Source organism: Bacteroidia bacterium (assembly GCA_026932145.1).
Taxonomy (GTDB): domain Bacteria; phylum Bacteroidota; class Bacteroidia; order J057; family JAIXKT01; genus JAIXKT01.
In genome coordinates this window covers 1-19,938 of the sequence record JAIXKT010000021.1, presented here as the reverse complement: position 1 = coordinate 19,938, position 19,938 = coordinate 1, and the positions used below count along the sequence as shown (strand labels likewise).

Here is a 19,938-nt window from a genome sequence, read left to right as displayed (position 1 = left end):
TTATGTGTTTTCGTTTTCGCAGAAATTAAAGACTAAATGTTTCATTTTAGTATCATAATTAGTCAAAAAAAGGTGATGAATAGAAATATTAGCTGCTACTTTTTGAGGAATATTTTAGAATTTATGTTTAATTTATAAATCGTTCAGGCACATTTTTTATGTGCCTGAGCGATAACCTTAGCAAAAAATTTACTATAATTTTACAAATCTACTAACCAAAATAGTATGATTTTCAGATACAGTTTCTATCACATAAATTCCTGATGGTAAATTGCTTACATCAATATTTCCGGAATTTACAAGATTTGATGTTACCCACACTTTTCCATTTATGTCTAAAATTTTAACTATTGCTTTCTCCGGTAAAGGGAAAATTTGGATATTTAATATTTCCGTTACAGGATTAGGATATATTTTAAATTGATAAGAAACATCTCCGGATCTAAACACGGATGATTGTACATGGATAGTTTTGGTAATAGTATCATTACAAACGCCGTCATCCAAGATTAGTTGAAGTAAATAATCTCCGGGCTGGTTGTAAGTAGTGGAAGCACTATCGGGAAGAACAGTAAATGTTCCGTTCCCAAAATTCCAGTACCAACTTTCTACCCGAGACGCTGTATTTACTCGAAAAATCACTTCTTGGCCAACCACAACGGTATCCGGAGCTATTAAGCCAACTGGAGAGTTGTGGTGTATCGTTACTGCTATTGTATCGGATATTTGACAGCCAGATTCATTGGTTACGGTAAGGATGTAAGTCCCTGATTGACTTGGATATAGCCAAGGTAAAGATGAACCGTCTGACCATAAATAACGACTGAATGTTCCTCCCACAAACAACGGCTCATTAACACATAATTCTCTATCTTCCCCTAAATTCATTTCCAAAGAAACATAGGAAATACTTACTGAGTCTCTTATCGTACAGGTATTGGTTATAATTTCTACCCAATATTGCCCTTGTGCTGTTACCTCTATTGTGTTGGTAGTATCTCCGGTGCTCCATAAATAATGATACGCAGAATCGAATGGGGCTTCCAGCAGAACCGGTTCACCTTGACAGACTTGATGATTGGAGCCTAAGTCAAATTCTATAGGAGGCATCACGGTTACAAATACGGAATCTTCGTTGATACAGCCGCCCGGGGTAATCACTCGCACATGATACCAATGTGTTTTATCAACCCACACTCGTTGGGTAGCTTCACTTGTATTCCAGATATAGACAGATCCGGGAGAACCTGCATCTAACATCATCCCGCCACAAACAGTGGTATCATTTCCGAGAGAAACGATAAACGGCTTCTCTATAACCTGAATTGTATCATAAGTAGTACCATTCACGTTAGTAGCTGCAACCCAATATGTGCCAGGTACGTTAACGGTAATTTTGGGTATCGTATCTCCTGTTGACCATAAGTAGGAAACTTCATGTATTTCAGGTAGTTGTCCGCAAATAAGGTCCGGGAAGATGGGGTCAGGGTCGCCCGGTATCACAGAGGCATCTAAGTAGGTGAAGCCCCCCGGGCAAATGGTTGTATCATTGCCTAGGTCAATCAGCGGAGTGGCTGGTATCCAGTCTATTCTAACGTTATCAATAGCAATTCCGTCATGATTTTTTGAAAACAGCGCATTTGATGTTACCGAATATTTCCAGCGCAGCCAAATATTACGGCGGCGGCGCTGCACCTCGCGTGGTAAAGAGATATTTAGATATTTCTTTACTGAATTAGGAAGCCTAAACCGAGAGTCGTAGGTAGTTCCCTGCACTAACTTAAATCCGGAAGTTGGACCGTCAATGCTATATTCTAATACCAAGCGGGAATTAGCAAATAAGGCCTCCCATTGCTTTACAACGTCATAAGAAATAGCCATTTCGGCACACTCTGCGGTGTTGCATAATGCCAACACAAAATAACCCGGATTGTTTGAGATACTATCTCCAAGCATACCGATTTTGCCTCCATAATTGTATGTTCCGGAAAGCATTGTTAACCAAGTTCCAGGTAAAAGTACAGGGTTCGGAATCCTCCCATTAAATGCAATCCAACCACTTGGATATAATATCCCTGAATCTCCCGGGGTATTGTTAAAGTCCTGAATATATGGACTATTAGTAGGTAGTTGTATTGGCATTGGGATGGGTAAAGACTGCCCCCATACCCATAATACTGATGACCAAAAGCATAATCCTACTATTACAAACTGTTTTGCCCTATTTCTCATGCAGCAAATTTAATCAAATACTTAAATTCAGCTATTTAAAAGTGATTAAATTGCTTGAATAGTATTTTGTTACAAATATTATGTCATCAAAAATACCAACATTAGCAACAGGCCGATAAACATCATCAAGGCATAATTTTGTACTATACCTGTTTGTAGTCGTCTGAAAATATTCCCTGCAATAGTTGTAACAAATGCGGTTCCATTTACTAAGCCATCCACTACTTTTTGGTCAAAGGCGAATGCTCCTTTATCAGAAATATAAACAAATGGGCGTATTATTAAATAGTTGTAAATTTCATCTACATAAAATTTATTTTCCATGACTTTATATAGCTTTCCAAAAAAGGATTTAACTTTTTCTTCTCCGGATATATCGTATTTACTATATAGGCGGTAGGCTAAAAACATTCCAAAAAACGCAATTAGGATTGATGCCGTAATGAGGAAGATTTCTACACCAAGGGATGCGTGTAAGGTTCTGTTAATGATGAGTTTTGCTTCTTCGCCGGAGAGCCAATGGTGGGTTATCCAGTTATAGTGTCCGTGTCCAATAATTTCGGGTAAGCCAAGATACCCGCCTACGATTGCTAAGCCTGCTAATATCCATAATGGAATGGTCATTAACGGAGAAGATTCGTGTGGGTGGGCATCTTTTTGCTCGTAACGAGCCTTTCCATTAAAGGTTAGGTAAGTTACTCTGGTCATGTAAAATGCTGTTAATAAGGCCGTTAATGCTCCTATCAGCCACACGAAATAGTACATTGTAGATTCGTGCCCTGCGGCAAAGACTTTTCCAAGTATTTCATCTTTGGAGAAGAAGCCGGATAGTCCGGGTATTCCGGCAATAGCTATTGTTGAAATCCAGAATGTCTTTGAGGTGCTTGGCATATAGTGCCCAAGGTGTCCCATGGTTCGTATATCTTGTGGGTCTTTTGCAGCGTGGGCGTGTTCCATAGCATGGATAACGGATCCTGAGCCTAAGAATAAACAGGCTTTAAAGAAGGCGTGTGTCATCACGTGGAAAATAGCTGTGGTAAAAGCTCCAGCTCCTAAGGCCATAAACATAAACCCAAGTTGCGATACCGTAGAATAGGCCAATACTTTCTTGATGTCATTTTGGGCGATAGCAATCATGGCAGCTAATATAGCTGTTAGGCCGCCTACTACGGCAACTAAGACCATTACTTCCGGTGCTTGCAGGAATACTGGTGATATTCGGGCTATCAAGTAGATTCCGGAGGTAACCATTGTTGCGGCGTGGATTAAGGCAGAAACGGGTGTTGGGCCGGCCATCGCATCCGGAAGCCAAACATATAACGGAATCTGCGCTGACTTGCCCGTTGCGGCAATAAAGGTACATAACGCAATCCAAAACGCAACATCATGGCTCAACGTAGCTGTATTTAAAGCGGTAAAGTTTAAAGAACCGGCTACTTGAAAGGTGATAAACATCGCAACTAAAAGCGCAAAGTCCCCTATCCTATTGGCTACAAAGGCTTTCTGCGCAGCAGCAGCTTTATTCATATCTTCATACCAAAAACCAATTAGAAAATAAGAACACGCCCCAACGCCTTCCCAACCTAAAAATAGCACTACAAAATTATCCCCAAGCACTAAGTTTAACATAGCAAAGATGAATAGATTCAAATACAAGAAAAACTTGTAAAATCCTCTATCGTGATGCATATAACCAATTGAATATAAATGAATTAACGAACCAACTCCAGTTACAATCATGCCCATCAATAATGATAATTGGTCTAAATTGTATGAAAAGGAAATATCTAAATTCTTGGTTTTCATCCAAGAAAAGAGGGAGAAGTTGATTGGCTCTCCCGTAAAGCCCAAAAATGTGCTGACCAGAATCAAAAAGGGTATCGCAACCATAGCTGTAGCTATGCCGCCAATTAATTTTTCTTGTTTCCGAAAATTAGGAGAAATAAAACCGAGTATTCCTATTACAGATGCGCCTAAAAACGGCAATAATATGATGAGTGGCAAAAGTGCTTCCATTGAATTTACTGCTTAAAAAATAATTACCACTTAAATAAATTTACGTTGTTAATGTCTATATCCTGCTTATTCCGAAATAATGCAATAATGATGGCAAGCCCCACAACTGCTTCAGCGGCTGCAACACACATCACAAAGAAGACGAACATTGTTCCGGCTGCATTATTATGTATTCGAGAAAACGTAACCATAGATAAATTTACGGCATTGAGCATTAACTCTACACACATAAACACGATAATCGCATTTCGTTTAGTGAGCACCCCCACTACTCCAATGCAGAACATAGCTGCGCTAACAGCTAAAAAATAATACGAATAAGTCGCTAAATCCATGTTGTTAATTATGTTTACGAGCAATCACAATAGCTCCCATAAGAGCCGCTAATAAAATAACGGAAATCATCTCAAAGGGAAATAAATAGCTGCTCATCAATGATCTTCCAATCAATTCTACCTTTCCAAACTCAAACGGAGTAATGTCTGTCTTTATACTTTTACTGACACCGGTAAGAATATAGAGCATTTCACCTAAAAAAGCTATCCCTAAAATAAATGCTAACCCCTTAGTAATGTCAAATTTAGATTCCGTAGGGTCTTCTTTGCCTAAGTTTAATAACATCACCACAAATAAAAATAGTACCATAATAGCTCCGGCATAAACTATCAACTGAATAATTGCTAAAAATTCAGCTTCAAGTAGCAGATATAACCCTGCTATGCAAAACATATTCAGCACTAAGAAAAGTACACTATACATAGGATTTCGGCTTAATATTAAGCCAAATCCACCAGCTAAACCAAATAATGATAACACCCAAAAGAGAACTTCCATAATTCCCGTCAATACGAGCCGCTAAATTCTAACTTTAATCTGAAACTTCCAACTGCTTCAATAATAGTATTCAATAATTTCTACCTTAACTTTTATTTTATATCCTGGTTATCAGTATTATAGAATAAAAACTAACTATTTTGTTTTTAAAATAATTACTTTACTAATCTATCTTTCCAGTGGTATTTTTTGCCTAAATTTCCCCAAATTCCAATTATAGAAACATATAGTAGATAGATTAATTTAGCTGGTAACCAAGCGCTTAGTAAGTTACTATTTTTCAAAAACTGCGTTGCCAAGCGAACTATCAGATAATCCGGGATTAATATAATTATCCATGCTAAAAAGACAAATGGAAATATCTTAGGATAAAATATCCCGTAAAAAAGAAACCCCAGAATTCCTATGTGTGTTATCCAAGCTGTAATTTGAGCTAATGAAATATCAACTCTCTGATAATAAAAGCTTTTGGATACCCAACGTCTGCGCTGTTGCCACCATTGGGATATACTTTTTTCGGGTAAAGTGCTTACGGCTGCCTGTGAATTCCAGCAAAAGCGGATTGGGAAGCCGGCTTTATGAAACCGGTGCAGTAAAAGCTCGTCATCGCCGGAGGCAATTTGGTCTATGCCGGAATATCCATCAACTTGCTGAAATACAGTTTTTTTAAATGCGAAATTAGCTCCGTTGGCAAAAATGGGAGTTTGGTTTTCAATCAAGGTGCCGCCTAAGGCTACTAAAGCGGCTGATTCTAAGGCTTGGGCCTGCTCAAAAAAATGCTTCCCCGCTTCAATCCGAACCGGACCTGCTACTACCGCTACGTTTGGCTGCATATACAAGGTTAATGTGGATAACCACTCAGGTTGATGCCAGCAATCGGCATCTGTTGTTACAATCCATTCTCCCTGAGCTGCTTGGATTCCAGCTTGTAATGCTTTTTTCTTCCCTATTTCTGCTTCTGAAAGCGAAAGTACCCGAAAAGAAACGTGTTTACTGCAAAACGCAATTTCTTGAGCTATTTGGCGGGTGGCATCTGTAGAATGGTCATCTACTACAATAATCTCATAATTACTATAATCCTGATTTAAAATACTTTGTAAACACTTTGTAATTGAAACTGCCTCGTTCCTTGCCGGTATAATGACTGATATTGATGGCTGGAAACTGTTGTCTTCGGCTGGCTGGATTTGAAGTAACGAATGTTTTAGGATTAGCCAATTTTTCCAAAGCCAAGTTGTATAAACCACCAAACTAATAATCAGAATTATCTCTATGATAATCATTATCTTTAGTGTTTAGCAAACATAACTTCAAAAAAAAAGCCACCTCTAAAATAGGCGGCTTATGATAATTTCTCTGGAAATTACTTACTCAAAGTCTGGGTAAATCTATATGGTTTTGAATTTATGGTATCTATACTAGAAACCTTAAGCATGTGTCCATCAAGGATTTCTATTTTAAGTTGAGCCCGTTTTTTGTTTTTCTCTTTGTATAGCAAATAGTTTTCATCAGCAGAGAATACCCAGCTATCTTCGTATTTTTCGGGTAATGAACTTGAGCATGATTTTGTTCCTTCATCAACAGCGACTTTGCCATTTACTTTAAATTCGATACGGTCATCTACCCAACAATTCTGCCATAGACTGGTAATCGTAGAATCCGGTGTTATTTGTAGTGGAGGATTGATTGTAAGAGATATAATACGATATTTCTTATTACATAAGAGGTCTGTTTTTGAGGGAGTTACCAATGGTTTTTGACCGTCATCTGAGCAAGCTGCCAGACCAAACACGAAAGTTAGCAAATAGAGCAGTTTGAAATTTAAAACACGCATATTCTACTTTTTTTTGCAAATATATCGTTTTTTCTAAATATACTTTCATTTTTAGTCGTTCTTCTTAGTTTTTAGTAGCTATATTTCTGTTTTTCAGTATTTTAAATTTACAAAATACCTTCAATACGGAAATCACTTTTCTAACATTCGTTTAAGATTTTCCGTTAATTGTACATTGGGTTGGCATTTGATGCTGAATTGTTGGGGTATAGTAACGTCATTTTGAATTGCTGTTATGACGGCTGAAGCTGCCCATTCTAAGTCAGTATCTTTTTCAAAATATCCTATTTCTATTTCGTCAATATCTGCTGTAATGGCTTTTTTGTTGTGATTATCCCAAAGTTGAATCTGTATATTTTCTACCGAAATAGTTGTTTTTCCTTCTTGGCTTATCAAGCCAAGTATGGGCTTAGGATAAGAGATTAAGTTTTGGGATTGATTGCATTTTCTGCAAACAATGTAGTAATTGTTTTCAAATACATTCTTTTTTTTGCCTCGTGTAAAGCAATGCGTACAAAACACCGCATTTGGTTCACTATGCTGAACGGGATTATTGTCTTTGACCCCCATAAAAGTAGCTATTACTTGATGTTTAAAGTCTTTTTCCGTTTCACTTGAATCTTGAATTCTCTTTTTTAGGGTTGAAAACATTTCATCAGTTTGATGTATCTTCATTTTTTTCGCCAAAATCTTAAACAACCTATCTAAGTCTGAATCGTTTTTTGTCTTTTTTATTACCGATAGCAGTGCGTTAACATGGGTTTCATCTCCACAATCTCTAAAAAAAGCGAAAGTGATGTTTTTAATCTCTTCAATAGAGTCAGATAAATATGCCAAAAACATTTTGGATATGTATAATTTAACATCTTCATTGGTTTCTAAAGGATAATGGAGACTGATTATGTTCAAAAGTGTTGTTTTTCGATAAAAATGAGTGGCCTCTTTATCTAACAATATGGTATTAAGTAGCGGTTGGTATGTTGAAAACGGTATTTTGGCTAATTTCTGAACGATATATTCATAGAGTTTTGGCGATGTATTGGCAAATTCTATTAAACTTTCTACGGATTCGGGTGTTTTCAGTTCCGTAGCAAAATCCACTAACGCAAATGCAGCATCTTTCGGTGAATGTTTTTTCAAGGCAGAGACAAAATATATCTTAATGAGTGGCTTGTTTTTTTCTGAAAAAAGAAGTGAAAATAACTGGAGTGTTTCCCAATCGTTTGACAAAAAGAGTTTTTCGATTTCTTGCCAGCTCTGTATATCTACATTTTCCTGTAATATTTTGTTTTTCAGCACATTAAAGGCTTCTGAACCCGAAAGTTTATCCTCAGCTTGCTGTGCTGCAGTTTTTAGCATCGGATTAGAATCTTCTTGTGTTTCTTTAACTAAGCGGCTACTTAGTTGTTTGTCTTTTAACAATAAAATATGCTGCAATGCTTCTGATTTCACAATAGGATTTGTATCACGCAAAAAATCAGGTAAAAAAGTAGCGGCTTTATTCGGAAAATGTTTTACAAGAATATCTAAAGAAACTAACCGAGTGTTAGGGTCAATATCACGTACCCCTTGTTTTAGCAAATCATAAAATTCACTCTCAGGTAGCAGCATCATAGATGGAACCAACATCCCCCTCAAAGGTTTTGCTTCTATATAAAACTTCTTAAAAAACGGCACTATCTCAAGTGGAATACCTACTTTTTTAAATAACTTGGGGAGAAAACTAAAGGTTTTTATCCTTGATTTATCTCTAAAACTTTTATTGTATATAATTAAGGCCAAAACAACCACACAGGATAATATTCCGGGTATCAGTATTCTTCCAAGTCCAAATCTGGTTATAAAGACAAAAGCTATCATAACAAATAGCGGTATCAGCACCCAAAAAACTGTTTTTTTTCCCCAATCTTTATAATAATTTTCCAGATAGCGAGCTGTATTTTCAGGATTTTTCAAGATTTGCCGGCGGATATACCAAGCAAGATAAGTATTCTGAACTGCCAAACTCAAATAAGCAAGCAGTATTCCCAACAATAATCCCAAAACAACAATCATAAATCTCTAACTAATTTTTAATTTTTAATTTTTAATTTTTAATTGCCCCACATAACCGTCCTATTTCTAAGGTGTTTAATAATCCCTGAACGCTTGCCTGATCATCAAATTGCTGGCCATTACGGGTAGCTTCTTTTCCTTGCAGCTCAAAGTTTTGCAGGCGCAACATCATGCCAGAAAAATGTTTTTGGAAAAATGCGTGATATACAGCAATCCGTATCGGAATTTGATTGGGATGCAAATCCCATCCTTGAAAAACCCCCATCCGTAAGGAATCCAAATGATAATCAGCCAATTTCCGCCAAGAATTAGTGATAAACTGCTTATTTTCATGCTGTTGAATATCATTTTGTGGATCTGAATGTGGGGGAATAGCTAATTGAAGTGCTGCACCGGTAGATACACGAACATTCTTGCCGCTACTTACTGACAAGGCTTTTAGCAAAACTTGATGACAAATTTCATGGTTAGTTGCTTGATAATCAGATGGAATCCCTAATGCCGACAGTAAATCATAGACACCTAAGTGTAACGCAGAACAGCGACTATCCGTTGTACGCAACCAAGTATTGAGTTCTGCCGACAAAACCTCCGGCGTTTCCAGCATCAGTTCTACCTCAAATCTCTGATTGTAGGTTTCTTCAGCCTCATCCAGCAAGTTTGTTAGTAGTTGAATTTCTGCTAATTCTTTAATCTTGGGAAGCGTTATCACAAAGTTTTTAGGAAGTAATTTACCTTGTGAAAATTGATAAAATGTTTCTAAAAAAGTGGATAAGATTTCTACACTTAGCTCAACTCGTTCCGGCTGAAATGACAATATTCTGATTCCCAGGCGAGTTTGTATAGCAGGCATTTCAGCCAACAATTTACCGATTCTGGTTGCTTCTGCCAGATAAATATCTTTAGGTTTATAGCCAAAACCATCCTCAAAATCAATTCTATAATCGAAAATTGATTTTTGAGTTAATTGATTACTAACGCTTTGATACCAAGTTTCGAGTGCTGAGTTATTTGCGGGCAGGATTTCCTTGGGGAGTATTTCTTGGGCAAATTCGGGATTATTTTGGCTATATTGTTGCCAAATAGTTACTGCTATACGCTCTAATTTGGTTATCGTAGTTTCTGAAAAGCGATGAGCACCGCCATAAACTACGTGTGGGAAAAATAGCTTTTCCGGATTGTAGTCATTTTCTATTGGGCGTGATAATATTTCCCGCTCATACTGGCCAAGTAGCTTTTTCCATGAATCTTGAAGCATTTGAAATCCGATATAAGTTATTGTTAATAAGGATTTTTAGGGTCATACATTCGTTTTTCGAGTTCTGCGTCTGAAAACTCGTATGGCTTAACTGTGGTAAAGTGGCTACGTTCAAAGCGGTTTAAAATTGCTTCGGTAGCCAGCCACGCAAACATTGTTTGATAAGCAGCTAAGGTATATTGGCCAAAATGGGTGCTGGCTCCTTCATACCGTTGTAGTTGATATTCTTCAAAAGTAGCAACATAGCCGGCGTACGCATTTGCATAGCCGGCAAAAATTACTTTTTGGATATTTTCATTGGATAAAATCCCTTGTACGGTGTTTTTCAGCCTTTTACCGGCAACAGTAGTAAATTCCGCTGGAGCAGCAATGATAGCTATTTCTCCTAAGACAACCAATTGAATGGGCAAAATATTCGGTGTAAGCGGCTGACTACCAAATGAATCATTAGCTGAACATCTTGCTAAGGCACGAATGTACGGGTCTATTTTGGAAAGAAGCGGTATCTTATGAAAATTCTGAATACCCAAAGAAGAATGATTGGCACAGTCTATAATCGAGATTTTATTCCCCTGTATATTGCGGTCAAGTGTTGGGCTTATTTTTTGGCGGATTTTTTCTATTACTTCAAAAGTGCTGACTATCAATCTGTTTGTTCCGGGTCCTTCTTTAGTACCTGCGGTAAATTCTGAGCCTATATGGGCTGTTCCGGTTTTGCAGCCTGTTTTATCTGTGTAAGCAGCATCTACTTCTATGTTGGTAAAATCTACGTATGCCTGTAAGGCATCTACGCGAACGGATAAAGGGGCTTTTTGGCTACTCGATTGCCAAATTTGCTTAGCTTTTTCAAACTGTAGTTTACCATGCTGCTTCAGGTTTTCAAAGTCATCACGAGATTCGCCCCGCCAAAGTTTATCGCCAAAGTGTTTTTTGAAGTTCGGCGTTACGTCTCCGGCTGCTCCATTAGCGAATGCAGAGATAAAACCTTCGTTTCTGCCTTGTTCGCCACCGGTTTGCCATTGTTCAAATAATTCGGAGGCGCAACCTTTGTTGTCTGAAGAAATCGAATGCTTGTCATTATGTACCGTAGTGGTGTGAATAGCAAACCAGTTGAGGCAGCCTATGGGTTTATCATCCTCAGTATCAAAGCGTAAGAGCTGCATCTCTCGGTCTGTAGCTAAATGCCGGTGGTTAAAATCGTATTTTATCACATCGGGATTTAAGTTATAGGCATCTATTGAACGGTTGAAGGCTACTGGGTCATTGGCGGAAAATTCGGCGGTATCGAAGTATATTTTCCCGGGTTTTTGGTTTGCATCAGCTTGAACAATAGCGTCAAAGATTCCGTTTACGATTTTGTTAAAGACTTCGGGAGAATATCCGGAAACAGTTAGGTTGTAAAGCGGATAGTGTGAGTACCCGCCGGGAGCAGAATGAGTGTGATTTGCCATAAGGAGCAGATTTTGATCCGTGATACCTAACTTCTCTGAATATGCTGCTATTTTTTTCAAAACATACTGGCGAACTCCGGTTGTGATAAAAGCTAAATCGCAGGTAACAAGGGCTACTTTTCGGCTCGTTTGGCTGTCTTTAATCACAAACGCTCTGGCAAATAACCGAGACTGAACGTCTTTAACGGTATTCCCAAAAACCCCCCAGCCTATCATCCCGATTCCCGCTACCTCTGCGGTAATATCCTGTTTAGCAGCACCTATCCAATATGAACTCATATAACAGCAAACTTACAAAAATTATTGTTGTTCCATAATTTTCAGTTTGTTTCTGTTTCGTATTCTTACAAAGGTTCTATTTCAAGGGAAAAGGCTTTAATAATCACTTGAAAGTAAGCCCAATTAAGGTTTATACCCTGAGTTTTTGAATAACTGTTCGTAATTTTGGGCGGTTAGTAAGTCCGTTAGGGTTGTTTTTGGGTTGTTTTTCATATAGCTTCGTATTATTTGCCAGCCGACATAGTGCCCTAACCTGCCCGGAGAATCACGCGACACATTGGGGGTAAAAGGCCGCTCCCGAACGTATTTTTCATATTTCAGAAAATCTTTGCTATACAGCATCGGAATCAGATCATTATAGATTTCTTTGGGGAAATGCTGCGCCCAATCCATTTGTTCCGCCGTATAACCTATTTTGACAGAGTCCGGAACATCCGGCAAAACAATATCCAAAAAGTAGTATTTTATTCCATAATAAATCATTTCATCTAATAACGAAGGGGATTTTTTCATGCTTAGTTCTTTTTGATAAAATCCAATATAGCTAAAGAATAGGTTTGGCAATATCATTTCCGGCTTGCATTTTTTCCGTACAAATTTCGGAATGTCCGAAGGATAAAATTTAAAAGAATCTCCTAAAAAATAATGTAATCCAATGCCGGCGTACTGCTCCGACAGGTGCAGTTGGTCCATAGTCTGTGTGCCCGGCATAGAATAGCCTGAAATATAGGTTCTAAAACGGGGGATAATTGCATCCGGTATATGCTGGCGCAAACGGTTCATTGCAGATTGTATTCCCGAAACAAAATCATGATTTTCAGGGTAAAACTTTAATACAGAATCTATTAGCTGCTGTGTATGTATATCTAAAGAAAAACCAACCAAGTCTTGGGCAATAATGCTATCACTCAGCAATGAATCCCCTCCATACAACCAGTCAATATAAAAATATTTATCCGGTAAAAATATTTGGTTATAAATTTCTCTATTAGAGAGCTTTGGCTGTTGCTGATGCAAAACATAAGCTTTACGAAGCTCTAAATCAGCCCTTTTAAAATTAATAGGAGCTTCCGGAACTTTTTCCTGCACCACCTCCGGCATCTGAACATCGCTACCAGAGTGTTTACAAGAGTTTAATAAAACTACTACAAAAGTTATACAGATGAAAAACCTATTGTGAATGTTTGTCATGAAAGCAAAATTAGGCTAAAATTTAGATTTTAGGTAAAAAACTATGGATGCTTTGTATATCTCTTCGGAAAAGTTACGGCCATAAACGACTAAGCGTAGTATAAAATGTTCCGTAAGGTATTGTAACAGCACCCAGAGTGGCAGTTGTTAGCAAAAAGAAAGAGGCTATCCTTTTCGGACAGCCTCTTTCTAAAAGTAATTTTAGGAGTTATTCTTTTACAATTTTGGCATAAGACACATTACCTGAATGCTCTAAACGAAGTTGATATACCCCGGCAGGTAGTTGTGTTATATCAAGCACAACTTGTTGATAATCAGATTCTATAGATGATTTTTGCTCTAAAACAACTTTTCCGGTAATATCTAATACATGAATATTTACCACTTGACTGTTAGGCTCATCAAAGGTTAGATAAAGGATTCCGTTACTTGGGTTTGGATAAACGCCTACTGAGGCAGCACTTTGCATTCCTGTTTTAGCCCCGATTGTTGTAAAGGTTTGTGTCGCTGACCATGAGCCGAATCCAATGCAATAGGCACGAACACGCCATTCATAAGTTGTTGAGTTTAACAAATTACCTTGAATTATATTTTTGGCGGAGATGTTATTTCGGTACACCCAAGTAGGGTTTCCAACCGGACGGAAAGAAATTTGATAATACATTCCGGAATCTGCATCCCAAGAAAGGGTAGCTCTATCTAACTGAATGTTGGTTGCAGATAAGTTATATGGAATAGCGCACAAAAGTTCTGTTGTAAAAGTAGCCAGATTAGAACCGTTGGTTAAGCTACTGCAATGGGCACGAACCTTCCATTCATAGGTTGTATTTTGATCCAAATTATTGATTATAGCGGAGTTAGAATTCGTTTTTACAACCTTATAGGCTGTTTGAGTACCTGCTACGCGATAAAAGACATCAAAGCTATCGGCAGGGCCGGGTGAGTATGCCCAAGAAACATTTACTGTTGAATATGGATAGGTAATATCCGGTGTTGCAGTCAAGTTAGAAAACATTCCGCAGTGGGCAATAGTGGAAAATGTTTCTAAGTTAGTTTCGTTCGTTCCTCCACCGGAGCAGTAAGTTACTATTTTCCATTCATAGTTAATTCCCGGCTGTAGTTGGTATTGGCGGTGTGTATTTTGGTTTACAAACGTTAGTGTTCTGTACCAGAAATTCGCTCCTGCCTTACGGATGTAGAGTTTCACGCTATCTGCGGGATCTAAAAATGGGCCGGTTGGGATAGTCCAATTAAAAGTAGCATTGTTATATTGGATTTGTGTTGTAGATAGGCCGGTAGCCATTGGGCAGGAACAAGGAGCGATGATAACAGAATGTTGAGCTACTGCGGTGGAGCAGCTTGCGCCAAAGATAGCAGAAACATGATAGTCGCCTGATTCTGATGCTGTTGCATTATTGATAGTTATAGCGGCAGTAGTGGCAGTAAAACCATTGGGGCCGGTCCAATAATAGCTTGTTGCACCGCTAACACTAGTGGAAAGACTTAGGGTATTTCCACTGCATAAAGTTGCGGGGCCGGTAATCGTTGGCGCACTCATATTGCCACGTAAGCCACAGATGTAATTTTGGTTATTCGTATTATTTCCTGACCCAAAAGTTACTGAAGCTAAAATACTAACATCACCACCTCCAAAATCACAATTATTGCCATTTGTTGAAGTTGCGGCTATAAAGCTATTGGAACCCGGAGTTGTGGAATTATTCATTTTGGGACCCAGTATTGAATTATACAATGAAGAAGGTGCGCCGGCTGATAACGTGTGTATGTTGCCATTAACACCGGAAGTACCTGATCCTGATTCCTTTAACATTACCATTTCAGTCGTTGCGATATTAAACGTTCCTGAATTTTTAGTAAAATAAGTAGTATTATCCAATCCTATTTCTACCAAAAAGTCCGAAGGGTCTATGTCTGGTGCAGCCACACTTCCACCACGTAAGATGACTATTGTTCCTTTCGGTAAGGAAGTCCATGGGGCAACGTTTTTGAAAGTGTAGCTTCCGCCGTTATCATTAACCATATTAGAGGAAAAGTCTTTGATAGTCATTCCGGCCAAACTGATTCCATTTTTTACAACCAATAATTCTACGTCATCAGAGGCTATTCCATATTTATTAATCACAACAGTTGGTTCAGTTCCGATTCCTGTTACGGATTGATTTTGGGGAGTTGCACCTAAGCTATTGTGGGTAATTGTTCCGTTTGTTGTGCACACACAAGCTGCATGAAAGCGTACATATATCGTTGTGGAAAGTACTACGCCGCCAGCCTGTGATAAAACCAAAGTAGATGAAAACGGGCCATTGTTGTTCAAAGAAATCTCAAAGCCGGTTGGGGAGGTTAGGGTGATGTCATCTGTTAAAGCTGCACCTGAAACAGAGTAAGAATTTACTGATGAAACACAGCCGTCAAAGGCATAAGAAGTTGATAGTGTTCCTGTTATTGTGATGGTAGGTGTTGGCGGTGGGCCAGCAACAGTGAAATCAGTAGCATCTAAGGCTGTACTTCCGGCATAAGCAGTCCAGTTAGCCGCATTAGCTACAATGGGTTTGTAATCATCGAGGTTTTGCTGGTCATTTCTTGGGTTTGTGTATTGGGCATTTTTAGTACCACCATTTGTAATTGCTATGGAGATATTGCCAGTAGCGAGTTCTGTTGGGCGGTAAGTGGTGTTTGCGGTAGCTGTTCCGGTAACTAACCAGTTGGAAGCATAGACTAAGCCATACAAAATAGTTCCGGTAAAAGTTGATGGGTTTGTGTTATTTCCCCAATCGCAGGTATTTACACTATTGCCGGCACCGGCACCTTGGTACGCAAAGATATTGTCTCCGGAAGTAGATAAGTTAAAGGTTCCGTAAGAAGCGGCTGTTCCTGTGTTGCATACCCAAGTTGGAGCATCAATTGTTACTACCGAGCCGGGGTTTACAGTTGCGTTGGCAGTCCAGACTACAAAGCCCTCTCCGCCCCTGGCATTGTTGGTTGCATTAGCTGAAACCGCTGCTAAAAAGGCATTATCAGTGAATTTAATCTTTGTTCCGGAAGTAATGGTAGTCCACGTAACAAAAGAAATTCCATCAGGGTCAGTACCATTAAACCCGATTATGGAAATATCTCCCCGACTTAATACCGTCTGGGAAAAGATATTCAGCCTCAAAAGAAAGACTAATATCCACAAACCAATAGTAAAACGAAAAATACGCATATTTCTATATGTTTTTAATCCTACAAATTTACAATTATTTACGTACATAGCATTTATTTGTGCAATATTTTAAGGAAAATGAATTTTGTAGCTAAATCTTTAGTTGAAGTGCCCCAAAAATTATCTTTTTATAGTTTTATAGAAAACTAACTTCTTCTGGTTTATGCTGGAAAGCACTCTAAGCATAACGAAAGGTTGTAAAAAAAAACACTTGGGGTAGATTTTGCAATCTGCCCCAAGTGCCTGAATAATCGTTTCTTCGGCTTACTCAACCACTACCTTATAGCTACCAAATTTATCGCCCATTTGCAAAATCAAATTGTAAACACCTAATGAACAGTTATTTAGATTTACTAAAATATCATTCTCTGTTTCACTGCTACCTTGTTGGGTAGCTATAATACGCCCCATAACATCCTGAATCATAATGCTATAAGTCTGGCCAGATTCTCCCGAAAAACGTACTGAAATATAGCCGCTTTTTGTAGGAACGGGATATACAACAGCAGAAATCCCTGAAGCATTAAGTTGTTTCGGTAAAACATGGGTAAACGTATCTATAGATGACCATGGACCATAGCTGCCATTACAATTGGTACGTACACGCCACTCATAGGTGCTATTTTCAGATAAGCTACCTAAATTACGGGTTGGTCCTATATTATTTACAATAGAAGTCCAATTAGGATTACCCTGTAAACGCCACTGTATATTGTAGCTCGAAGCACCCATGATAATATCCCAAAAAAGATTCCGCTGAGTAGGTGAATAATAAGCACTTGCTAAATTAGTTGGTACGCCACAGGTAGCTAATGTAGTAAAGCTATCTAAATCAGAGGTAGCAGAAACTACACCATTGCAGTATGCCTGAGCTTTCCACTCATAATCAGTTGCTTGCCAAAGATTAGTAAGCGTAACAGAAATATTGCTAGTGGTTACAGAAAACCAGTTACCCCCCACTCTACGATATACTACTTTAACGCTATCTGGTGTCCCTGATGTGAACCAGTTTAGAGTAGCAGCACTGTCAGCTACATTAGTTTCATTAGTTCCGGTAAAGATAGCGCATTTTGCAGGCGTAGTAAATAAAGCTGAGTTACTCATCGTACCAACACCGTTATAGTAGGTCTCACATTGCCACAGATACTGGATACCTGCCTGCAATTGCTGACGTTGAAAACTTGTAGGTGCACCGGATAGGGTCTCAACCCTATACCAGCTATTAGCTATAGACTTCTTGATATACACTTTAATAGAATCACAAGGAGTATTTCCATCGTATTCCCAGTTCAAAAGTGCACCATTGTGGGTAATATTTGAGACTGTCATAGAAAGGTTTTTTACGGTATAAGGAACCGGAATAATGAGTTTAGTTACAGCAACATCATAAACTCCACCGCCATGAGTTGTTTGAAATGCCCCAGCAGTAATATCGTAATTAGTGGATTGAGCATAAGCGGTAATATACACATTTTCACTATTGTCTATGGCTATATCACAACCATAATCATTACTAGCTCCCCCGATATAGGTAGAATAAACCAAAGCTGTGCCGTTGCTGTTTAGCTTTGTTACAAAAACATCATAAACTCCCTCTATTATTGTTTGAAAAGCTCCTGCCGTAACATCGTAATCAGAGGATCGAGTAACACCTGTAATATATGCATTTCCGGCAGCATCAATACCAATCGAATAAGCCTCATCCGTATTAACTCCTCCAATGTAGGTAGAATAAATCAAGGCAGTGCCGCTACTATTTAACTTCGTTACAATAACATCTCGATCTCCACTACGCGTTGTTTGAAACGCACCAGACGTAACATCGTAATCGGTTGAATAAGTGTAGCCTGTAATGTACACATTTCCGTTATTGTCAAGAGCAAGAGAATGGCTATCCTCCTGCCCACTTCCTCCAATGTAGGTAGAATAAATCAAGGCAGTGCCGTTACTATTTAGCTTCGTTACAAATATATCCCATACTCCACCAGATGTTGTCTGAAATGCTCCGGGTGTAACGTCATAATCAGAGGATTGAGTATAGCCTGTAAGATACGCATTTCCGCTGTTATCAATGGCAAGGGAAGAACCCCAGTCATCACCACTTCCTCCGATATAGGTAGAGTAAATTAAGGCTGCACCACTACTGTTTAGCTTTGTTACAAAGACATCCCAGCTCCCGCCGCCATTTGTTGTTTGAAAAACGCCAGCAGTAATATCATAATTGTTCGAAGTCGTATAGCCCGTAACATACGCATTATAGCTGCCATCAAGGGCTATGGAATAACCTCTGTCATCACCACTTCCCCCAATGTAGGTAGAATAAATCAATGCCGTACCCGTGCTGTTTAGTTTCGTTACAAAAACATCGTTACCTCCTCCAAGCGTTGTTTGAAAGGCTCCAGCAGTAATATCATAATTATTCGAATTAGTAAAACCCGTAACATACGCATTATCGTTACCGTCAAGGGCTATAGAATAACCTCTGTCATCACTACTTCCCCCAATGTAGGTAGAATAAATTAATGCCGTACCCGTGCTGTTTAGTTTCGTTACAAAAACATCATAACCCCCGCCAAGCGTTGTTTGAAATACTCCGGCCGTAACATCGTAGTTCGTTGAGTTAGATTGGCCAGCAACATACACATTGTTATTGCTGTCAAGAGTAAGAGAAAATCCCCAATCATTAGCAGTTCCCCCAATGTAGGTAGAATACACTAAGGGGTCTATAATCAAGTGTTTGCTGCGATCATAGTCGCCTACGGAAACAGTCCAAGAATCGCCTTGTTTACGAAATTTGCTTGATACCACACCATGGTCTTGGTAGGTCGTTAAATCGCCCATAGCTACCTCCCCAAAACGGGTGGTAAATGCAAGACTTCCGTTGGGTTTCAGATAGCTATCGTATTCTCCCTGAAACTTAAACTGAATCTGCGCCGGGTCGGCATTTGGAGCAACCACAAAATCATAACGCAAATTGCCTTTTTCAAAGTAATACCGTACGTCCACACCGGCGTAAATATTTTTCACCCAAACTTCTTCATAACGTTGTACATTACTTGCGTGCTTACTTGGGTCATTACCAATCAGGTAGTTATAGTACCCTGTTTGTGGTCGTTTGCCTTCTTTGGCAGGATTGCTATTTACGTTTTGCAGTTCAAATAGCACCCGATGCCCCAGAACGGTAACGTCTTGCTGGTCGTTATCAAACTTATCGGGAATCTTTACCGTTGTTTTGGCACTGCTGCCTTCTGGATAATCTACCTTGTAAAAGGTATAGTTCACTCCTTGTCGGGTAATCCATGCATCTAAGCCGCCTATACGGCTGAGATACAAGACTTCCGCCGGCCATTGACCTTTATTTTCAATGAAATACTGGTGATTATCGGCTTTTTTAATCACGCTATTAGCCTGAGTTAAGCCGGCGATTTGACCAAAAACACTTGCGTTTATGCAAGCAAATAAATAAAAACAAAATACTGCTTTCTCTCTCATGATAAAGAATTATTAGTTCTGCAAATATAGTTATTTAATTTATATATGCAAATTTAATTTTGATATTTATATA

At 38.7% G+C, this 19,938-nt stretch carries 12 protein-coding genes; all 12 read right to left on the bottom strand.

Translation table 11 applies throughout. The annotated features are described in order from the left end of the window. Window positions 1-192: 192 nt before the first annotated feature. A complete protein-coding gene (locus tag LC115_05655) occupies window positions 193-2,232 on the bottom strand; it encodes a T9SS type A sorting domain-containing protein (GenBank protein MCZ2356164.1) in 2,040 nt (679 codons plus the stop codon). A gap of 78 nt (window positions 2,233-2,310) precedes the next feature. Then, window positions 2,311-4,248: an NADH-quinone oxidoreductase subunit L gene (gene nuoL / locus LC115_05650; protein MCZ2356163.1), complete on the bottom strand. Its 1,938-nt coding sequence runs from the start codon at window positions 4,246-4,248 to the stop codon at window positions 2,311-2,313. A gap of 23 nt (window positions 4,249-4,271) precedes the next feature. Next, window positions 4,272-4,583: an NADH-quinone oxidoreductase subunit NuoK gene (gene nuoK, locus LC115_05645; GenBank protein ID MCZ2356162.1), complete on the bottom strand. Its 312-nt coding sequence runs from the start codon at window positions 4,581-4,583 to the stop codon at window positions 4,272-4,274. A gap of 4 nt (window positions 4,584-4,587) precedes the next feature. Continuing rightward, window positions 4,588-5,082 (bottom strand): NADH-quinone oxidoreductase subunit J, encoded by a 495-nt coding sequence (locus tag LC115_05640; GenBank protein ID MCZ2356161.1) that lies wholly within the window; start codon window positions 5,080-5,082, stop codon window positions 4,588-4,590. A gap of 155 nt (window positions 5,083-5,237) precedes the next feature. Then, window positions 5,238-6,365, bottom strand: coding sequence for a glycosyltransferase (locus LC115_05635; protein ID MCZ2356160.1), 1,128 nt, complete (start codon window positions 6,363-6,365; stop codon window positions 5,238-5,240). Between the two features lie 80 nt (window positions 6,366-6,445). Continuing rightward, the gene (locus LC115_05630) at window positions 6,446-6,916 is read right to left on the bottom strand and encodes a hypothetical protein (GenBank protein MCZ2356159.1); all 471 of its coding nucleotides are present in this window, start codon (window positions 6,914-6,916) and stop codon (window positions 6,446-6,448) included. A 132-nt stretch (window positions 6,917-7,048) separates the two neighbouring features. After that, window positions 7,049-8,971, bottom strand: coding sequence for a HEAT repeat domain-containing protein (locus LC115_05625; GenBank protein ID MCZ2356158.1), 1,923 nt, complete (start codon window positions 8,969-8,971; stop codon window positions 7,049-7,051). 31 nt (window positions 8,972-9,002) lie between these two features. Then, window positions 9,003-10,229 (bottom strand): hypothetical protein, encoded by a 1,227-nt coding sequence (locus tag LC115_05620; GenBank protein MCZ2356157.1) that lies wholly within the window; start codon window positions 10,227-10,229, stop codon window positions 9,003-9,005. Window positions 10,230-10,252: 23 nt separating this feature from the next. Next, window positions 10,253-11,959, bottom strand: a complete 1,707-nt coding sequence (locus LC115_05615; protein MCZ2356156.1) for a neutral/alkaline non-lysosomal ceramidase N-terminal domain-containing protein — start codon at window positions 11,957-11,959, stop codon at window positions 10,253-10,255. A gap of 123 nt (window positions 11,960-12,082) precedes the next feature. Then, the gene (locus LC115_05610) at window positions 12,083-13,150 is read right to left on the bottom strand and encodes a hypothetical protein (GenBank protein ID MCZ2356155.1); all 1,068 of its coding nucleotides are present in this window, start codon (window positions 13,148-13,150) and stop codon (window positions 12,083-12,085) included. Between the two features lie 208 nt (window positions 13,151-13,358). After that, complete coding sequence (locus tag LC115_05605) at window positions 13,359-16,373, bottom strand: fibronectin type III domain-containing protein (protein ID MCZ2356154.1); 3,015 nt, start codon at window positions 16,371-16,373, stop codon at window positions 13,359-13,361. A gap of 264 nt (window positions 16,374-16,637) precedes the next feature. Further along, complete coding sequence (locus LC115_05600; GenBank protein MCZ2356153.1) at window positions 16,638-19,865, bottom strand: SBBP repeat-containing protein; 3,228 nt, start codon at window positions 19,863-19,865, stop codon at window positions 16,638-16,640. Between the last annotated feature and the right edge of the window lie 73 nt (window positions 19,866-19,938).